Raw genomic sequence first — 17687 nt, forward strand, 5'->3', positions numbered from 1 at the left:
CGTCCACCCAGTAGTCGTACCCCCGCGAGACCTCCTCGCGCCCGTACCACCGCTCCACCACCTGCGCCGGCAACCCCGCCAGCTCCAAGCGGTGCAAGCGGCTCGCGTCGGTCAGACGCGCCGACTGCGTCAACCACGTCCTCAACGCTTCCATTGCGTCACCTGCAAAAGCTCGGCCCGGCCGACACGTGATCCGGCCAGGATTGCCCCCTGCGGGACGGAAAGTAGCAGGTTCGGGGCAGGCCGGCATCCGCGGCCTGCCCGGCACGAGCCCGGGCCTCGGCGAGGCGATAGGAGCCGCCGGGACGCCCGGCCGTACCGGGCTCCCGGACGGGCCGGGATCAGTTGCCCGGATTGAAGGACAGCGTGCGGCGGGTGGTGACCGGGGCCGGCACCGGCTCGAATCTCCAACGCTTGACGGCATTGAGCGCTTCGCGGTCGAACACGCGCGGCGGGGTGGCGCGCAGGACGCGCGAGTTGGTCACCGAACCGTCGGTGCCGACCGTGATCTCCACCAGCACTTCGCCGGCGGTACCGGCGCGCAGCGCATCGGGCGGATACCGCGGAGCGGGCGTGCTGATCGGACGCAGCGACGGTGCCGTGGCCGCGGCCGGCGCGGCGGGCCGTGGGGCCGCCGGTTGCGCGGAGGCGCGCTGGTCGGCTTCGCGCTTGGCCGCGGCCTGGCGCTCGGCCTCGGCGGCCTGCTGGCGCGCGGCTTCCTGCTGGGCGGCGATCTGCTGGGCCGCGGCGGCCTCCTTGGCCTGCTGCTCGGCGAGCCTCTTCTGTTCGGCTTGCTGCTGCGTCCTCTGTTCGGCTTCCTTCCTGGCGCGTTCGGCTTCCTGCGCGGTGCGCGAAGCGGCGTTCTGGAGGCCATTGGCGATGCCGGACTTCAGGCGCGGCAGCGCCGGGGCCTTGGCGTCGACGCGCTCGATCAGCGCGACCAGGCGCTGGGCTTCCGGGAAGTCCTCGCGGGCGATGCCCTGCTCGGCGGCGATCAGGGTATAGGGCAGCAGGTCGGTCAGCGCGCTGGCGACGCTGGCATCGCCGGGCTGCTTGTCGCGCAGCGCGAGGTAGTACTCGACGGCGTTGTCGCCGGCCGGGGCGTACATGCGGTTCTCGCGCAGCGCCCGGGTCGCGGCCTCGCGCAGCTGGTCCACCGACATCCCGGCGACCTGCGGCGAAAGCGCGGCATCGGCGGCGGGTGCGGCCGGCGTACCGGCGGGAGCAGCGGCCGGTGCCGCGGGCGCGTTCTCGGCCGGTGCCGGCGACTCGGCGGCCGGCTTGTCGCCCTGGCCGGAACAGGCCGCAAGGCCCGCCAGCAACATCAGCGGCACGATCCGTCGTGCCTTACGGCCCATCTTCAGATCCGACATGTTTCCCCCTTGGCGCGATTGCGAATGAACGGCTGCGGCGTTGGAACGCCGCCGGCTTCTCCCGGAACCGGCGGCGGATTCCGCAATCTAGCATCGACCGGCGCGCTCCGGTCGGCCCGGAGTGCGCCGGTCGTGGAAAAAACCGTGATCCCCGCCACGTCAGTGGGCGGTCTCGCGTCCGTGCGCCGACGGGGCCATCAGCCGGTCGGTCCAGGCGATGCCGATTGCCGAGAGGATGAAGACGCAGTGGATGATGGTCTGCCACAGCACGCCCTCCCCGGTCAGGGTGGCGCAGCTGGCCTGGCCGACCTGGCCGGCGGTCTTGCTCAGCACCTCCGGGGCGCACAGCGGCATGCCGCCGAGCGCGCCTGCGGCGATGAAGGTCTTGAGCAGGTGGATCGAGGAGATGCCGATGATCGCCATCGCCAGCTTCACCTTCAGCACCGAGGCGTTGACGTGGCTCAGCCACTCGGGCTGGTCCGGGTGGCCTTCCAGGCGGAGCCGCGAGACGAAGGTCTCGTAGCCGCCGACGATCACCATCACCAGCAGGTTGGAGATCATCACCACGTCGATCAGGCCGAGCACGATCAGCATGATCTGCTGCTCGCCCAGGCTGGGCGCCTCGTGGACCAGGTGCCACAACTCCTTGCCGAACAGGAACACGTACACGCCCTGGGCGAGGATCAGGCCGAGGTACAGCGGCAGCTGCAGCCAGCGCGAGGCGAAGATCAGGGCGGGAATGGGCGAAAGCTTCTGCGAGGACGACATCGGGCAATGGCAGTGCGGGGAAGGAGCCGCAGGGTAGCGGCGCATCCATGAGCTGCCAAGCATCGCCGGCAGGCATGCGGACGGTGCGAAGGCGGCCGGTCAAGGACCTGCCCGGGTATTGCCGTGCGCGGTTCCCGGGCCTGCGTTCCGGTGGCACAGCGCCAGCAGCGGCGAGGCCATCAGCGTCGTGACCAGGGTCATGCCGAACAGCAGCGTGAACAGGGCGGGGCCGATCACGCCGCTGTCCAGGCCGATCTTGATCACCACCAATTCCATCAGGCCGCGCGCGTTCATCAGCGAGCCGACGGCGAGGCTGTCGCGCCAGCCGTATCCGCTCAGGCGCGCGCCCACCGTGCAGCCGAGCACCTTGCCGGCGATCGCCATCGCCAGGATCAGCGCGAACGCGCCGATGCCCGCACCGGCGAACGCATCGGGCGTCGTGGCCTGGCCGGCCAGCGCGAACAGGACCGGCATCAGCAGCGTGACCGCGATCGGCTCGATGCGTTCTGCCAGGTACCGCAGCAGGCGGTCGTCGCGCGGCAGGCAGGTGCCGAACAGGAAGGCGCCGAAGATCGCGTGCAGGCCGATCCACTCGGTGACGGCGGTGCAGGCCAGCAGGCCGACCAGCACCCAGGCCAACGCCTGGCGCGGGAATGCGTCGTCGCCGGCATGCGCCTGCAGCAGGCGTGCGTACAACGGCTTGAGCAGCACGAACACCACCGCGACGGTGGCGATCGCGCCGGCGGCGGTGAACAGGATGCTGCCGTGTTCGTTGCGGCCGGTCAGGGTCAGCACTACCGCCAGGAAAATCCACACCATCGCGTCGTCGATCACCGCCGCGCCCAGGGCCAGCCGCCCCGCGGTGGTGCGGGTCATGCCGCGGTCCTTGAGAATGCGTGCCAGCACCGGGAACGCCGTCACCGACATCGCGGCCGAGATGAACAACGCGAACGGCCAGAAGGCCACGCCCGCCGGCGCGAAGCGCGGATGCAGCCAGGGGGCGATCGCCAGGCCGAGCGCCATCGGCAGGACGATGCCGAGCAGGCCGGTGGCGAACGCCGAGCGCACCTGGGCGCGATTCCCTTCCGGCGCGCGCAGCTCGAGGCCGACGACGAACATGAAGAGCACCACGCCGAGGGTCGACAGGCTCGACAGCGCGGGCAGGCTGTCCCTGGCGAACAGCGCCGCATGCAGGCCTGGTTGCCAGGCGCCGAACACGATCGGGCCGAGCAACAGGCCGGCCGCCATTTCCCCGATCACCGGCGGCTGGCCGAGATGCCGGAGCAGTCTCCCGCACAGGCGCGCCGCGCCCAGGATGACGATGAGCTGGACCAGCAACAACGAGGTCGGATTCATGCTGTGCATCCTGTCAGGATCGAGGTTCCCCATGCGCCCGCGCCGGGCGGCCGCGTCCCCGGGCGGCAGGCGCGGAAGCGTAGCGCGGCGAGGGGCGGGAATTCACCCGTTCCGGGCAGGCATGGAAGGCGGATCCCGGCGGCGCGTCCTCGCCGCGTCATTGCCCGGGTGCGCAAAACGCTGTGTTGCCGCCGTCTTCCCGTCCGCTTGGCCTACTATCGCGGTCTTTCCCGCGCCGCGGCGCGATCCTCGTCCATGATCGGAGCCTTGCCATGATCGACCTGTACTACTGGCCCACGCCGAACGGCCACAAGATCACCCTGTTCCTGGAGGAGGCCGGGCTGGACTACGCGATCAAGCCGGTCAACATCGGCGCCGGCGACCAGTTCAAGCCGGAGTTCCTGCAGATCTCGCCCAACAACAAGATGCCGGCGATCGTCGACCACGCGCCTGCCGACGGCGGCGCCCCGGTCAGCGTGTTCGAGTCCGGCGCGATCCTGCTGTACCTGGCCGACAAGACCGGCCGGTTCTCCGGCGCGAGCGTGCGCGAGAAGGTCGCGGTCAACCAGTGGCTGATGTGGCAGATGGGCGGGCTGGGCCCGATGACCGGCCAGTACGGCCACTTCAACGTCTATGCGCCGGAGAAGATCCCCTACGCGATCGAGCGCTACACCAACGAGGTCAAGCGCCTGCTCGGCGTGCTCGACCGCCAGCTGCAGAAGCATGCGTTCGTCGCCGGCAGGGACTACAGCATCGCCGACATGGCGATCTATCCGTGGATCAACCCCTACGACGGCGCGCCGCTGGACATGGCGGCGTACCCGAACGTGCAGCGCTGGCGGGACGGGATCGCCGCGCGCCCGGCCACGCAGCGCGCCTACGCGCTGAAGCGGCAGGTCAACCCGAACGCCGGCAAGCCGCTCAGCGACGAGGAACGCAAGCACCTGTTCGGGCAGCGCTGATCGAGGCGCGGCGGGCCGCCGGGATCCGCCGCGTCCTGCGGAGGGCCGCGGCCAAGGCGGCCGCGACCGAAGCCGGCATGGGCATGCGGCGCAAGTGCCCGAGGGGTGGTTCACCCGCGCAAGCGGTTGCGCTTACCCTCGTGCCCACGCCCTCGCGCCAGCGGAGGGCTCCCGCCCGTTGCCAGAGACCCCGATGCGCTCCCTGTTGCTCGCCGCCTGCATGCTCGCCACGCCCGTCGCCGCCCACGCCGAAAAGCTCACCCTGGAAGCCATCACCGGACCGTTGCCGCTGTCCGGACCTACCTTGATGAAGCCGCAGGTGGCGCCGGACGGCTCGCGCGTGACCTTCCTGCGCGGCAAGGCCGAGGACCGCAACCGGCTCGATCTGTGGGAGTACGACATCGCCAGCGGGCAGACCCGCCTGCTGGTCGATTCCACGGTGGTGCTGCCGGGCGCCGAAACGTTGAGCGACGAGGAAAAGGCGCGCCGCGAACGCCAGCGCCTCGCCGCCTACAGCGGCATCGTCGATTACCAGTGGGCGCCGGACGCGCAGCGCCTGCTGTTCCCGCTCGGCGGCGAGCTGTACCTGTACGACCTGCGCAAGCGAGGGCCGGAAGCGGTGCGCCGGCTCACCCATGGCGAGGGTTTCGCCACCGATCCCAAGCTCTCGCCGCAGGGCGGCTTCGTCAGCTTCGTGCGCGGGCGCGACCTGTGGGTGATCGACCTGGCCAGCGACACGCAGGTGCGGCTGACCCGCGATGGCAGCGACACGATCGGCAACGGCGTGGCCGAGTTCGTCGCCGACGAGGAAATGAACCGCCATACCGGCTACTGGTGGGCCCCGGACGATTCGGCGATCGCCTTCGCGCGCATCGACGAGGCGCCGGTGCCGGTGCAGAAGCGCTACGAGGTCTATGCCGACCACACCGACGTGGTCGAGCAGCGCTATCCGCAGGCCGGCCAGCCGAACGTGCGCGTGCAGTTGGGCGTGATCGCGCCGAAGCAGGGCGCCGCGCCGCGGTGGATCGGCCTGGGCGCCGATCCCGACATCTACCTGGCGCGCGTGGACTGGCGCGACCCGCACCGGCTCACCTTCCAGCGCCAGTCGCGCGACCAGAAGCGGCTCGACCTGGTCGAGGCGGACCTGGCCACCGGCGCGCAGCGCACGCTGCTCAGCGAGACCTCGCCGACCTGGGTGCCGCTGCACGACGACCTGCGCTTCCTGAAGGATGGCCGCCTGCTGTGGAACTCCGAGCGCAGCGGCCATTCGCATCTCTACGTGGTGTCGGCCGACGGCACCGCCTCGACGCCGCTGACTTCCGGCGAATGGGTGGTCGACCAGGTCGAGGCCGTCGACGAAGCCGCGGGCAAGGTGTACTTCACCGCGACCAAGGATTCGCCGACCGAGAGGCAGCTGTACGTGGTGCCGCTGGCGGGCGGGCCGGTCGAGAAGCTCAGCCGCGTCCGCGGCACGCATGCCATCAGCTTCGCGCGCAACGCCAGCGTCTACGTGGACAGCTGGTCGAACACCGCGACGCCGCCGCAGATCGAGTTGTTCAAGGCCGACGGCAGCAAGCTGGCCACCTTGGTGGACAACGACCTGGGCGATCCGCGGCACCCGTTCGCCAAGTACCGCGATGCGTTGCGCCCGGTCGAGTTCGGCACGCTCACCGCCGCCGACGGGCGCACGCCGCTGCATTACCGCCTGCTGCGCCCGGCCGGTTTCGACCCGGCGAAGAAGTACCCGGTGATGGTCTACGTCTACGGCGGCCCGGCCGCGCAGACCGTCGTCGACAGTTGGCCCACGCGCGCCGACGCGATGTTCGACCAGTACCTCGCCCAGCACGGCTACGTGGTGTTCTCGCTCGACAACCGCGGCACGCCGCGGCGCGGCCGCGAGTTCGGCGGTGCGCTGTACGGGCGCCAGGGCACGGTGGAGGTGGACGACCAACTGCAGGGCGTGGCCTGGCTGAAGTCGCAGCCGTGGGTGGATCCGGCGCGGATCGGCGTGCAGGGCTGGTCCAATGGCGGCTACATGACGTTGATGCTGCTGGCCAAGCACAGCGAGGCCTATGCCTGCGGCGTGGCCGGCGCGCCGGTCACCGACTGGGCGCTGTACGACACGCATTACACCGAGCGCTACATGAACCTGCCGGCGGCCAATCCGGACGGTTACCGCGAGGCGCGCGTGGCCGAGCACCTGGACGGGTTGTCGTCGAAGTTGCTGCTGATCCATGGGATGGCCGACGACAACGTGCTGTTCACCAATTCCACGGCGCTGATGAGCGCGTTGCAGAAGCGGGGCACGCCGTTCGAGCTGATGACGTATCCCGGGGCCAAGCACGGGCTTTCCGGGCAAGATGCGCTGCATCGTTACCGCACTGCCGAGGCGTTCATTGCGCGCTGTTTGAAGCCTGAGGGCGATTGATGGCCCAGGCGTGGCGTGTTGCGGGGGGGCGGCGGGGGTGCGGCGGGGTGCTTCGGTTTTCCTTCTCTCTCTGGGGGTGAAGGCGTGTTGCATGCGAGTCATTGGCTTGCGCGGCGTTGAGCGCGATCGGGTTATGTCCGATGGCCGGCGATCGAAGATCCAGCGTCTTTGCCTTTCACGCTATCGGTCCGTTCTCCGACATCTATCTACCGTCATCCCCGCGAAGGCGGGGATCCAGGGACGTTGCTTTTGTGGCTTTTGGCGAGCAAGCCAAAAGCTTTCGCCTTCGGCGAGTCACTTTTCTTTGCTTGTGCACGCGCGCTGCAGGAGCAGCGCCGCACGGCGAAGCCGCCCCAAGGGCGCGGCACAGGGATGTGCCGCGTAAAGAAACGTAACCAAAAGAAGCGCTTCACAGCAGCCGAAGCGCTTCACAACAGCCGAATGGCTGGTCATGGCTGATCAAGCACACCCCGCCTTCGCGCCCGCAGCTGCGCTGCGGGTCCGCGGAGCCGACGGGATTTTTCGACGGGGCTCGTCCGCTATGCGGCCGAGTCCGGGGCATTCGCCGCACGGCGAATGCCCGCCTGCCGGGGCGAAGCGGTGCTTCGCCTTTTTCCGGCGAGCCCTGCCCCGGCGAAAAACGACGTGCATCCATGCACGTCGCCCCTTCGGGATTTTTCCCACCGTCTCCGCCGCTTCGTAGGGGCCTGCGCCGCAGTGACATTTGTGGGCCATAGTGGTTGGCGCGCCGCCGCGCGAGGAGGTGTTATCCAATCCAGAGCAAAATCACGAGCAACGGCAACGGCAACGGCAACGGCAACGGCAACGGCAACGGCATGGCTCATGGGCTTGCCAGCGGTTGTCGGCCGTCGTCCCCAGCTCTCCAGCGCCGCCGCTACAGCCGTCGCCATGACCTTTGGCCCGTTGCCGGCGCCCGGCCGGGCACGTAGGTTGCCGGCTACCGTTCCTGTGCAGGAAACCACCCGATGAAACCGCTCGTCCTGGCCGTTTCGCTGGCGCTGCTGGCGCCGTTGTCCCCGTCCGTGCAGGCCGCGGCGCCGGCCAAGGCGGCCGCGCCCGCCACGCCGCAGTGGGTCGCGCGCAGCAACGAGTACGCGCAGATCCTGTTGCAGGCGCAAGCGCCGTTCCAGCCGGAATTCGTCAGCTTCTTCGGCGTGCCCGGCTACGACGACAAGGTCGTCGATCTCGGACCGAACCACGACCAACGCGAGCGCGATGCCTTGGCCAAGGCGCGCGCCGCATTGCATGAGAAGCTGGCCGTCGAGCGCGACGCCAACGTGCGCCAGGACCTGGAGATCATGCTAGCCGCGATCGATCGCCAGGTCGAAGGCAGCCAGCTGCAGGAGCGTTACCTGCTGCCGTGGGTGGACGTGCCCAAGCTGGTGTTCGGCGGCATCAACAACCTGCTGTCCGACCAGACCCCGCCCGAGCGCCGCGCGCGCGCGCTCGATCGCCTGCGCAACTACGCCGGCCTCTCTCCGGGAGGCACCTCGACCGCCGCGCAGGCGCGGGCGCGCTACGAGGAGCGGCTCGGCGACGCGCAGTTGCTGCAACCGACCCGGATCGAGGTGGAGCAGGCGCTGGCCAACGTCGATACCTACATCGCCGGCATCGGCCAGCTGTTCGCCAAGTACGGCATCAAGGACGACGGCGCGCTGGCCGCCGTTTCCAGGCAGTTGAAGGACTACGCCGCCTGGACCCGCGCCGAGGTGCTGCCCAAGGCGCGCGAGGACACGCGCCTGCCGGAGCCGCTGTACGCCTTCCAGCTCAAGGAGGTCGGCATCGACATCGATCCGCGGCTGCTGATGCAGCGCGCGCAGCTGGAATTCATGGAGACGCGCTCGGCGATGCGCCAGCTCGCGCCGCTGGTGGCCAAGGAGAAGGGCCTGCCTGCCGGCGACTACGTCGACGTGATCCGCGCGCTCAAGCGCGACAGGATCGCCGACGACAAGCTCGAGTCGCACTACCGCGGCGTGATCGACCGGATCGACCCGATCATCCGCGAGCAACGCATCGTCGACGTGCCGAACCGGCCGATGCAGATGCGCCTGGGCTCGCCGGCCGAGAGCGCCGCGCAGCCGGCGCCGCACTTCCTGCCCGCGCCGCTGGTCGGCAACACCGGCCAGCAGGGTCAGTTCGTGCTGCCGCTGGGCAACCCGGATGCGGGCGGCAAGGGCCAGCAATACGACGACTTCAACTTCGGCTCGGCGGCGTGGACGCTGAGCGCGCACGAAGGCCGGCCCGGCCACGAGCTGCAGTTCACCGCGATGGTCGAGCGCGGCGTGTCGCTGGCGCGCAGCCTGTTCGCGTTCAACTCGGTCAACGTGGAAGGCTGGGCGCTGTACGCCGAGGCCGAGATGGTGCCCTACGAGCCGCTGGACGGGCAGCTGATCGCGCTGCAATTCCGCCTGTTGCGCGCCGCGCGCGCGATGCTCGACCCGATGCTGAACCTGGGCCTGATCGACCGCGAGCGCGCGCGCCTGGTGCTGGAGAACGACGTCGGCGTGTCGCCGGCGATGGCGCGGCAGGAGCTGGACCGCTACATGGTGCGCTCGCCGGGCCAGGCCGGCAGCTATTTCTACGGCTACTCGCGCATCATGGAGCTGCGCATGCGCACCGAGCTGGCGCTGGGACCGAAGTTCGACCGGCTGAAGTTCAACAACTTCCTGCTCGACCAGGGCATGCTGCCGCCGGACCAGCTGGCCAAGGCGGTGGAGGAGGTCTTCGTCCCGTCGCAGCGCTGAGCCACCGAGGTACCGCCGCCGGAATCGGCGGCGGTATCGCAAGACATGACACTGTGAGGCGCTTCTGTGGGAGCGACTTCAGTCGCGACGGGCTTTATCGGGAAGGCCCATCGCGACCGAAGTCGCTCCCACAAAAAAACACCCTTGCGGGACTCTGTCCGCTGGTGCCCGAGTCAGGGCTGCTGCTGCGCGCCCGGCGGCACCCAGATCGCCACGCCGGCCGCATGCTTCTGCGTGGTCGGGATGCCGATGCCGAGCCCGCCGCCGACGTGGCCGCCGTAGCTGCCGGCGCCGACCGATACGCCGCCGCCCGAGCGCTGCGAGCCCACGCCCATCAACACCACGCCGTTGGCGCCGAGCTTGGCCGCCTCGCGCTTGAGCCGGTCCACCGCGGCGTTGGTCTGGCCCTGGGTGCCGAAACCGGCCGCGCTGGTGGCCTCGATCTGCGCGATCTCCACCGAGCCGACCGGCGCGGTGTTGTAGATGCGCACGAACGCCGGGTCGATCGGCGGGCGCGCCTGGCCCATCATCACTTTCGAGGAGCTCGCGCAGCCGGCCAGGGCAAGGCCGAGCAGCGCGGCGGTCAACAGGCGTATGGTCATGGCGATTCCCCTCAGCAGTCGGGTGGCATGATCCGGCGCGGCCGCTGAATGCGGCCGGACCTGGCGGGAGCGAGCATGCGCCTCCGGGCGTGAAGCGGCCGGCGAGGCATGACCACCGGCCCGGTTGCCAGCCCGGCCCGGCGCGCTATCGTGCCGGTTCCGACCAAGGAGCACGAAGATGGGACTGATCAGCCTGCTGTGGGGCATCGTGGCGCTGTTGTGGATGATCCTGGCGTTCATTCCGCTGCTGGGCTGGGGCAACTGGTTCCTGATCCCGTTCGCCGCGGTGGGCGCGATCATCGCCGCGATCGGCATCCTGTTCACTTCGCCCGGCAACCGCGGGCGCGCCAAGGCCGGGCTGTTGCTCAACGGCATCGTGATCGTGGTCGGCGTATTCCGGTTGATGCTCGGCGGCGGCATCGTCTGACCCGGCGCGGAGCGCCGCGACAATCCGTCGCAGGTCCGTCCGGCGGCGCGCGGCGGAGGCGTAGAATGCGCGGCCTGTTCCCCCGACGATCCCAGCCGCGCCGGCGCCGGCCGCCGCGCGGCGATCTCCGCGATGATCATCCGCCCGCGTCCCCACGGTTGGCAGCTGCTCTACATCCTGCGCGGCTCGATCGTGCCGGCGATCGCGCCCAAGGTGCTGGCGATCGGCGTGCTCGCGCTGGCCGTGGCCGCGTTCGCCGAGCTGGCGCACCCGCCCGGCATCGAGCGGATCTCGGTGGTGCCTTTCAGCCTGCTCGGCCTGATGCTGTCGATCTTCCTGAGCTTCCGCAACAACGCCTGCCACGAGCGTTGGTGGGAAGCGCGCAAGCAATGGGGGCAACTGGTCTACGAATCGCGCAGCCTGGCCCGCCAGTGCGCGGTGCTGCTCGCCGGCGACCCGGCGCGGCGCCAGCGCGTGGGCTATCTCGTGGCCGGGTTCGCGCAGGTGCTGGCGGCGCGGCTGCGCGCGCGCGACATGCAGGCCGCGGCGCTGCCGTGGCTGCCGGGCCGGGACGCGGCGCTGCTGCGGGGTCGCGGCAACGTGCCCGACCAGATGCTGACGCTGATCTCGGCCGAACTGGCGCAGCCGCTGCACGAAGGCCGGCTGGACGCCTACCTGTACGGCCAGCTCGAGGCGCGCGTGCACGCGCTGTCGGCGATCCAGGCGGCCTGCGAGCGCATCGCCGGCACGCCGTTGCCGTTCGCCTACACGCTGCTGCTGCATCGTTGCGCCTGGCTGTTCTGTGTGCTGCTGCCGTTCGGGTTGGTGACCGCGCTGGGCTGGGCGACGCCGGTGGTGTCGATGCTGCTGGCCTACGCGTTCTTCGGGCTGGACCGGCTCGGCGACGAACTCGAGGAGCCCTTCGGCCTGGAGCCCAACGACCTGCCGATCGACGCCCTGGTGCGCACCATCGAGATCGACCAGCGCGAAGCGCTCGGCGAGCGCGACCTGCCGCCGCCGTTGCTGCCGCGCGACTACCTGCTGCAATGACCCCCTTCAATCCAAGCCAGAGGAATCCCGCCATGGCCCACCCGCATTACCGCCCGCGCCGCATGCGCCGCCACGACTTCACCCGCCGGCTGATGCGCGAGCACACGCTGACCGTCGACGACCTGATCTGGCCGGTGTTCGTGCACGAACTGCCAGGACGCGCGCCGGTGGCGTCGATGCCGGGCGTGGAGCGGCTGTCGATCGACGAGCTGCTGCGCGAGGCCGAGCAGGCGCTGGAGCTGGGCATCCCGGCGATCGACCTGTTCCCGGTGGTCGATCCGGCGGCCAAGAGCCTGGACGCGGCCGAGGCCTGGAATCCGCAAGGCCTGACCCAGCGCACGATCCGCGCGCTGAAGTCGCGCTTCCCGGAACTGGGCGTGATGACCGACGTGGCCTTGGATCCGTACACCACCCATGGCCAGGACGGCATCATCGACGAGAGCGGCTACGTGCTCAACGAGGTCACCGTCGAGGCGCTGGTGAAGCAATCGCTGTCGCATGCCGAGGCCGGCGCCGACATCGTCTCGCCCAGCGACATGATGGACGGCCGCATCGGCGCGATCCGGCGCGCGCTGGATGCCGACCCGCGCTTCCTCAACGTCAGCATCATGGCCTACTCGGCGAAGTACGCCTCGGCGTTCTACGGCCCGTTCCGCGATGCGCTCGGCAGCTCGGGCAACCTCGGCAAGGCCGACAAGAAGACCTACCAGATGGACCCGGGCAACGGCGAGGAAGCGCTGCGCGAGATCGCGCTGGACCTAGAGGAGGGCGCGGACATGGTGATGGTCAAGCCGGGCATGCCGTACCTGGACGTGGTGCGGCGGGTGAAGGACACCTTCCACGTGCCGACCTATGCCTACCAGGTCAGCGGCGAGTACGCGATGCTCAAGGCCGCCATCGCCAACGGCTGGCTGGACGAGCGCAAGTGCGTGCTGGAATCGCTGCTGGGCTTCAAGCGCGCCGGCGCCGACGGCGTGCTGACCTACTTCGCGCCGCAGGTGGCGCGCTGGCTGCGCGAGGGCTGAGCACCGCGGCGGGCGCGGCCCGGTTGCCGCGCCCGTGCCCGCGCCGCATCACGGCATCGGCAGCGCGATCGCGGTGGCCTTGGCGCTGGCGCCCAGGCCCGGGAACGGGTCCAGGCTGGCCATCGTGATCACGTCGTCGATCGACACCACGTCGCAGGCGATGCTGTCGTCGTTGAGGCAGAAGTACGCCGCCGCGCCCACGCCCGGCTCGTACACCGCCTTCCATACGTAGTCCGGCACGCGCACCGCGTCCGCGCCGATGGTCGCCGGCGTGCCGGTGTCGAAGGCCGGGCCGGTGACCACGTAGACCTCGCCGTTGTCGCGGGCGAGCTGGCGGACCTGCTCCTCGATGGCGGCCCACTTGCCGGTGTTGAGTTTGTGGTTCTGCGGTACGACGTTGGCCATCGAGAAGGTCTCCTTCTCCGAGGTGGTGGTGGAGGCGTCGCCGGCCGGGGTCATGTGGCCTCGGTCGTAGCCGCTGTTGGTGTAGTCGCTGCTTTCGGAGCGGTCGGCGGCCGGGATGCCGGTCTCCTCGTGGAACGAGCCGGTGCGGCCGATCGCGTCGGCGCCGGCGACCTGCTGGTCGGTCAGGTGCTCGGCCGAGTACAGCGGGCCCTTGGTCACGCCCGAGGCCATCAGCACGTACTCGCTGTGGCAGACCTCGGTGGTGCGCGCGGCGATGGCAGCGTCCAGCGTCGGCGCGGCGCCGCGGTAGTACAGCGAGGGGCATCCGGTCGCCGCCAGGGCGGCCGGGGCGGCGAATGCGGCGATCAGGACCAGGGCGCAACGCTGGAACGTCTTCATCTCAGGCTCGTCGGTGGGAGTGGAGCCGGCAAGCTCGCGGCGCGTGATGGCAGGACCGTGACCGCGCGGTGGCGGCGGCGGCCAGCCCCAAGCGGGTCACGGGCCCGGCGTGATCCGCGGCGCACCTGACTGCGTTCGATAAGCGTTCTCATTTAGAATGCGCACCTCCCATCCCTCCGGCCGCCGTCCCCTCGCGTGATCAAGTCCCTGCTCTTCCAGTTGCACTGGCTGTTGGGCATCAGCGCCGGCGCGGTCCTGGCGCTGATGGGCCTGACCGGCGCCCTGCTGGCGTTCGAGGACGAGGCCCTGCACGCGTTGAACCCGGCGCAGGCCGCGATCAGCGAGCGCCATGCCCGCGGCGAGACGCCGCTGCCGCTGCCCGAGCTGCTGCGCCGGCTGCAGGTCGGCCCGGAACAGCGACTGGCCCGGCTGATCGTCGATCCCACCGGCGACCGGCTTTCGCGGCTGCGCGCGCAGCAAGGGCCGGGCCAGCGCCTGGAGTTCTATTTCGACCCGTATACCGGCCAGCGCCTGGACGACCTGCGCGGGGTGGACGCCTTCCAGTTCATCGAGGAACTGCACCGCCATCTCGCCGCCGGCGAGCGCGGCAAGGCGGTGACCGGCGCGTGCGCCTTCATCCTGCTGTTCTTCTGCCTGTCCGGGCTCTACCTGCGCTGGCCACGGCAGTGGTGGAACTGGCGCGCCTGGGCCGTGGTGGAGTGGCGGCGCCAGGGGCGCGGTTTCCTGTGGAGCCTGCATTCGGTGATCGGCACCTGGTGCCTGCTGCTGTACGTCGTCATCGCGCTGACCGGGCTCAACTGGTCCTACGACTGGTACCGCAAGGGCCTGGTGCGCGTGTTCGGCGACACGCCGGCGGCGGCGGCCGGGCGCGGCGCGCGCCCGGGCGATGGCGAGCGCAAGCCCTGGAACCTGGAGCGGATGCAGGCCGCGCTGGACGGCGTGCCCGGCCTGGCGCGCGATCTGTACGACCTGCGTTTCCCCGAGCGCGGCACCCAGGTGGCGGTGCGCTACCGGCCGGCCGACCCGGCGCACTCGCGCGCCTACGACCTGGTCGAGATCGACGGCATCCGCGGCCTCGTGCTGCGGCGCCAGCCGTATGCCGGCCAATCGGCCGGCGAGCAGCTGTTGACCAGCCTCTACGCGCTGCATACCGGCAGCTTCTTCGGCCTGCCGGGGCGCATCGCCTGGATGCTGGCGGCGGCCTGCATGCCGCTGTTCTTCGTCACCGGCTGGCTGTTGTACCTGGACCGGCGCCGCAAGAAGCGCGCGCTGCGCGAGGCCCGCCAGGCGCTGGTGCCGGCCGCGCCTGCGGGCGAGCCGTGGCTGGTCGGGTTCGCCAGCCAGAGCGGTTTCGCCGAGCGGCTGGCCTGGCATGCCGCGGGCCAGTTGCAGGCCGCTGGCCTGCCGGCGCAGGTGCGGCCGCTGGCGCAGCTCGACCCGGCCACGCTGGGAGCCGCCCGGCGCGCGCTGTTCGTGGTCAGCACCTTCGGCGACGGCGAGGCGCCGGACGCCGCCCGCGGCGTGGAGAAGCGCCTGCTGCGGCAGGCCCAGGCGCTGCCCGAGCTGGGCTATGCGCTGCTCGCGCTGGGCGACCGCCAGTACGCGCGCTTCTGCGGATTCTCGCGGCGGCTGGAAGCCTGGCTGACCGCGCAGGGCGCGCGCGCGCTGTTCCCGACCGTGGAAGTGGACAACGCCGATCCGCAGGCACTGGCGCACTGGCAGGCGCAACTGGCCGGCGTCACCGGCACGGCGGTCGCCTCGTTCGAGTCGCACCGGCCCGCGTACGCGAGCTGGCGCCTGCGCGAGCGTCGCTGGCTCAATCCCGGCAGCGAGGGCGGCCAGACCTGGCGGATCGACCTGGAACCGCCCGCGGGCACGTACTGGCGGGCGGGCGACATCCTCGAGATCGAGCCGCAGCAGCCACCCGACGTGGTGCGCGAGTGCCTGCGCGCGTGGCGGCTGGAGCCGGGCACCCCGGTGCAGGTGGACGGCCGGACCCTGGCGCTGGCCGAGGCCGCGGCCCTGCGCGCCTTGCCGACGCCTGCGCCGGAGGCCGCGTTGCCGGAGCCGCAGGCCTGGCTGGACGCGCTGGCGCCGCTCGGCACGCGCGAGTACTCGGTCGCCTCGGTGGCCGAGGACGGCGTGCTGCAACTGGTGGTGCGGCTGATGCACGACGAAGCCGGTCGTCCCGGCCTGGGCTCGGGCTGGCTGGCGCTGCATGCGCCGCTCGGCGGCGAGGTACGGGCGCGGGTGCGCGCCAATCCCGGCTTCCGCCGCAGCCCGGGCGTGCCGATGGTGCTGATCGGCAACGGTACCGGTATCGCCGGCCTGCGCAGCCTGTTGGTCGAGGCGCAGCGCGCTGGCGAACCCGGGCATTGGCTGCTGTTCGGCGAGCGCAACGCGGCGCACGATCGCCTGTTCGGCGAGGAACTGGATGCGTGGCTCGCGCAGGGGCACCTGCAGCGGCTCGACCTGGCGTTCTCGCGCGACCAGGCGCACAAGGTCTACGTGCAGGATCGCCTGCGCGAACGCGCCGGCGAGTTGCGGGCATGGCTGGCGCGCGGCGCCGTGATCCACGTCTGCGGCAGCCTGCAGGGCATGGCCCAGGCGGTGGATGCCGAACTGCGCCGCCAGCTCGGCGAGGACGGGCTGGATGCGCTGGTGGCCGAGGGCCGCTATCGCCGCGACGTTTACTGAGCCGTCCGCCGCCGGCATCGTATCGGGATCTTCCATCCCGGAGTCCTGGACATGTCCTTCCTGGTCCGCCCCGCACGCGCCCAGGATGCGGCCGAGATGGCCCGGCTGCTGACGCAGCTCGGCTATCCGGTGGGCGAAGCCGAAGCGGCGGCGCGCTGGCGGGCGATCGCCGCTTCGCCCCGCCATGCGGTGTTCGTCGCGGCCGCCGCCGAGGGCCCTCTGGCCGGCCTCGTCGCCGTGGAGCGGCGGCTGATGCTCGAACTGGGCGAGCGCTGCGAGATCGTGGCGCTGGTAGTGGACGCGCACCTGCGCCGCGGTGGCGTCGGGCGCGCGCTGGCCGATGCGGCCCGCACATGGGCGCAGGCCGGGCCCGGTCGGGCGATGATGGTGCGGTCCAGCGTGGCCCGGGAGGCATCGCACCGGTTCTACGAACGCGTGGGCTTCCGGAACATCAAGACCCAGCACGTCTACGAGCTGCGCCTGGAGTGAACGGTCGCCGCTTCAGCGGCAGCGGTCGTCCCCACTCGCGGCCGGCGCCTTCATCCGGTAGATGTCGAGCTTGCCGGCCTTCGGCGCGCGGGCACTGCCGCTCAGCAGCAGTTCGCCGGGCTTGGAGGCGTCCACCACCGGGCCGAGCGTGGTGCCTTCGGCGTCGTTGAACGACACCGCCAGCGCCTGCGCCTCGCCATAGCGGCCGTTCGCGCATTGCGCCAGCCACAGCCGCACCGGCTTGGTCGCGGGATCGGCCGAGCGCGCGAACACCAGCGCGCGGCCATCGCCCAGCCAGGCCGCGTCGAACTCGTCGGCGTCGGTGTTGACGCCGGGCACCGGGCGCGGATCGACGAAGGCGCGGCCGTCCCAGCGCGCCACGAACAGGTCGTGGCCCCCCGCGCCGCCATGCCCGTCGCTGGAGAACAGCAGGCGGGTGCCGTCCAGCGACAGCGTCGGCGCCCATTCGTCGCCCGCGGTGTTGACGCCGGCGCCGAGGTTCTCGACCGGGCCGAAGCCGTCCGCGCCGACCGCGGCGCGGTACAGGTCGTCGCCGCCGAAGCCGCCCGGCCGGTTGGAGAAGAAGTACAGCCAGCGCCCGTCGGCGCTGAAGAACGGATCGAAATCGTTGGCCGGCGAATTCAGCGGCAACGGCACGGGATCGCTCCAGCGCCCGCCGGCGAGGGCGGCTTGCCACAGGTCCCAGCCGCCCGCGCCGCCTGCGCGGTCGGTGCTGCCCCAGACGATGCGCCGGCCGTCCGGCGACACCGTGGCGCGCACTTCATTGGCGGGCGTGGACACCACGCCCATGCCTTCGATGCCGAACTCGGCCAGTCCCGTTGCCGACGGGACGCAGAGTACACTCGCCGCCAGCGCGAGCAGCGATCCTCGCAATCGCATGCGGTTCTCCTGCAGAGAAG

General features: G+C 70.9%; 14 protein-coding genes. 8 read left to right on the forward strand and 6 right to left on the reverse strand.

Annotated elements, in window-relative coordinates:
* Nucleotides 1-341: 341 nt before the first annotated feature.
* From FD678_RS14875 to FD678_RS14885, 3 genes are all read right to left on the reverse strand, one after another.
* On the reverse strand, nt 342-1373 hold the full coding sequence (locus FD678_RS14875) for an energy transducer TonB (protein ID WP_140725361.1): 1032 nt from the start codon (nt 1371-1373) through the stop codon (nt 342-344).
* Nucleotides 1374-1532: 159 nt separating this feature from the next.
* A complete protein-coding gene (locus FD678_RS14880; protein ID WP_140725364.1) occupies nt 1533-2141 on the reverse strand; it encodes a TIGR00645 family protein in 609 nt (202 codons plus the stop codon).
* Nucleotides 2142-2240: 99 nt separating this feature from the next.
* Nucleotides 2241-3497, reverse strand: coding sequence for a cation:proton antiporter (locus tag FD678_RS14885; RefSeq protein ID WP_140725367.1), 1257 nt, complete (start codon nt 3495-3497; stop codon nt 2241-2243).
* Nucleotides 3498-3769: 272 nt separating this feature from the next.
* On the opposite strand from FD678_RS14885, the gene FD678_RS14890 reads away from it, so the two are divergent.
* From FD678_RS14890 to FD678_RS14905, 3 genes are all read left to right on the forward strand, one after another.
* Nucleotides 3770-4459: a glutathione S-transferase C-terminal domain-containing protein gene (locus FD678_RS14890; protein ID WP_140725370.1), complete on the forward strand. Its 690-nt coding sequence runs from the start codon at nt 3770-3772 to the stop codon at nt 4457-4459.
* A 193-nt stretch (nt 4460-4652) separates the two neighbouring features.
* The gene (locus tag FD678_RS14895) at nt 4653-6887 is read left to right on the forward strand and encodes a S9 family peptidase (protein ID WP_140725373.1); all 2235 of its coding nucleotides are present in this window, start codon (nt 4653-4655) and stop codon (nt 6885-6887) included.
* 986 nt (nt 6888-7873) lie between these two features.
* On the forward strand, nt 7874-9652 hold the full coding sequence (locus tag FD678_RS14905) for a DUF885 domain-containing protein (protein ID WP_140725379.1): 1779 nt from the start codon (nt 7874-7876) through the stop codon (nt 9650-9652).
* 173 nt (nt 9653-9825) lie between these two features.
* On the opposite strand, the gene FD678_RS14910 is transcribed toward FD678_RS14905, so the two are convergent.
* Nucleotides 9826-10254 carry a hypothetical protein gene (locus tag FD678_RS14910; RefSeq protein WP_140725382.1) on the reverse strand — a complete coding sequence of 143 codons (429 nt, stop codon included), beginning with the start codon at nt 10252-10254 and terminating at the stop codon, nt 9826-9828.
* A gap of 178 nt (nt 10255-10432) precedes the next feature.
* On the opposite strand from FD678_RS14910, the gene FD678_RS14915 reads away from it, so the two are divergent.
* The 3 genes from FD678_RS14915 (at nt 10433) to hemB (ending at nt 12756) form a co-directional block, all read left to right on the forward strand.
* Entirely contained in the window at nt 10433-10681 is a 249-nt protein-coding gene (locus FD678_RS14915; protein WP_140725385.1) for a hypothetical protein, read from the forward strand.
* Nucleotides 10682-10813: 132 nt separating this feature from the next.
* On the forward strand, nt 10814-11731 hold the full coding sequence (locus tag FD678_RS14920; protein WP_140725389.1) for a bestrophin family protein: 918 nt from the start codon (nt 10814-10816) through the stop codon (nt 11729-11731).
* 32 nt (nt 11732-11763) lie between these two features.
* Nucleotides 11764-12756, forward strand: a complete 993-nt coding sequence (hemB, locus tag FD678_RS14925; RefSeq protein WP_140725392.1) for a porphobilinogen synthase — start codon at nt 11764-11766, stop codon at nt 12754-12756.
* Between the two features lie 48 nt (nt 12757-12804).
* Here hemB and FD678_RS14930 read toward each other — a convergent pair whose 3' ends face one another.
* A complete protein-coding gene (locus FD678_RS14930; RefSeq protein ID WP_140725395.1) occupies nt 12805-13560 on the reverse strand; it encodes a DNA/RNA non-specific endonuclease in 756 nt (251 codons plus the stop codon).
* A 198-nt stretch (nt 13561-13758) separates the two neighbouring features.
* Here FD678_RS14930 and FD678_RS14935 point away from each other — a divergent pair, with 198 nt between their 5' ends.
* Nucleotides 13759-16278 carry a sulfite reductase flavoprotein subunit alpha gene (locus FD678_RS14935; RefSeq protein ID WP_256661956.1) on the forward strand — a complete coding sequence of 840 codons (2520 nt, stop codon included), beginning with the start codon at nt 13759-13761 and terminating at the stop codon, nt 16276-16278.
* A gap of 51 nt (nt 16279-16329) precedes the next feature.
* A complete protein-coding gene (locus FD678_RS14940) occupies nt 16330-16767 on the forward strand; it encodes a GNAT family N-acetyltransferase (protein WP_140725402.1) in 438 nt (145 codons plus the stop codon).
* 12 nt (nt 16768-16779) lie between these two features.
* On the opposite strand, the gene FD678_RS14945 is transcribed toward FD678_RS14940, so the two are convergent.
* Nucleotides 16780-17667, reverse strand: coding sequence for a TolB family protein (locus tag FD678_RS14945; RefSeq protein ID WP_140725406.1), 888 nt, complete (start codon nt 17665-17667; stop codon nt 16780-16782).
* Nucleotides 17668-17687: the final 20 nt, after the last annotated feature.

It is taken from the genome of Pseudomonas sp. Hp2 (genome assembly GCF_006386585.1).
Taxonomy (GTDB): domain Bacteria; phylum Pseudomonadota; class Gammaproteobacteria; order Xanthomonadales; family Xanthomonadaceae; genus Pseudomonas_S; species Pseudomonas_S boreopolis.

Excerpts from the sequence above, each read along its gene's own strand:
- FD678_RS14915 (WP_140725385.1), top strand. The coding sequence starts at position 10,433 with ATGGGACTGATCAGCCTGCTGTGGGGCATCGTGGCGCTGTTGTGGATG.
- FD678_RS14940 (WP_140725402.1), top strand. The coding sequence starts at position 16,330 with ATGTCCTTCCTGGTCCGCCCCGCACGCGCCCAGGATGCGGCCGAGATG.
- FD678_RS14920 (WP_140725389.1), top strand. The coding sequence starts at position 10,814 with ATGATCATCCGCCCGCGTCCCCACGGTTGGCAGCTGCTCTACATCCTG.
- FD678_RS14875 (WP_140725361.1), bottom strand. The coding sequence starts at position 1,373 with ATGTCGGATCTGAAGATGGGCCGTAAGGCACGACGGATCGTGCCGCTG.
- FD678_RS14930 (WP_140725395.1), bottom strand. The coding sequence starts at position 13,560 with ATGAAGACGTTCCAGCGTTGCGCCCTGGTCCTGATCGCCGCATTCGCC.
- FD678_RS14945 (WP_140725406.1), bottom strand. The coding sequence starts at position 17,667 with ATGCGATTGCGAGGATCGCTGCTCGCGCTGGCGGCGAGTGTACTCTGC.
- FD678_RS14910 (WP_140725382.1), bottom strand. The coding sequence starts at position 10,254 with ATGACCATACGCCTGTTGACCGCCGCGCTGCTCGGCCTTGCCCTGGCC.
- FD678_RS14905 (WP_140725379.1), top strand. The coding sequence starts at position 7,874 with ATGAAACCGCTCGTCCTGGCCGTTTCGCTGGCGCTGCTGGCGCCGTTG.
- FD678_RS14890 (WP_140725370.1), top strand. The coding sequence starts at position 3,770 with ATGATCGACCTGTACTACTGGCCCACGCCGAACGGCCACAAGATCACC.
- FD678_RS14895 (WP_140725373.1), top strand. The coding sequence starts at position 4,653 with ATGCGCTCCCTGTTGCTCGCCGCCTGCATGCTCGCCACGCCCGTCGCC.
- FD678_RS14885 (WP_140725367.1), bottom strand. The coding sequence starts at position 3,497 with ATGAATCCGACCTCGTTGTTGCTGGTCCAGCTCATCGTCATCCTGGGC.
- FD678_RS14880 (WP_140725364.1), bottom strand. The coding sequence starts at position 2,141 with ATGTCGTCCTCGCAGAAGCTTTCGCCCATTCCCGCCCTGATCTTCGCC.
- hemB (WP_140725392.1), top strand. The coding sequence starts at position 11,764 with ATGGCCCACCCGCATTACCGCCCGCGCCGCATGCGCCGCCACGACTTC.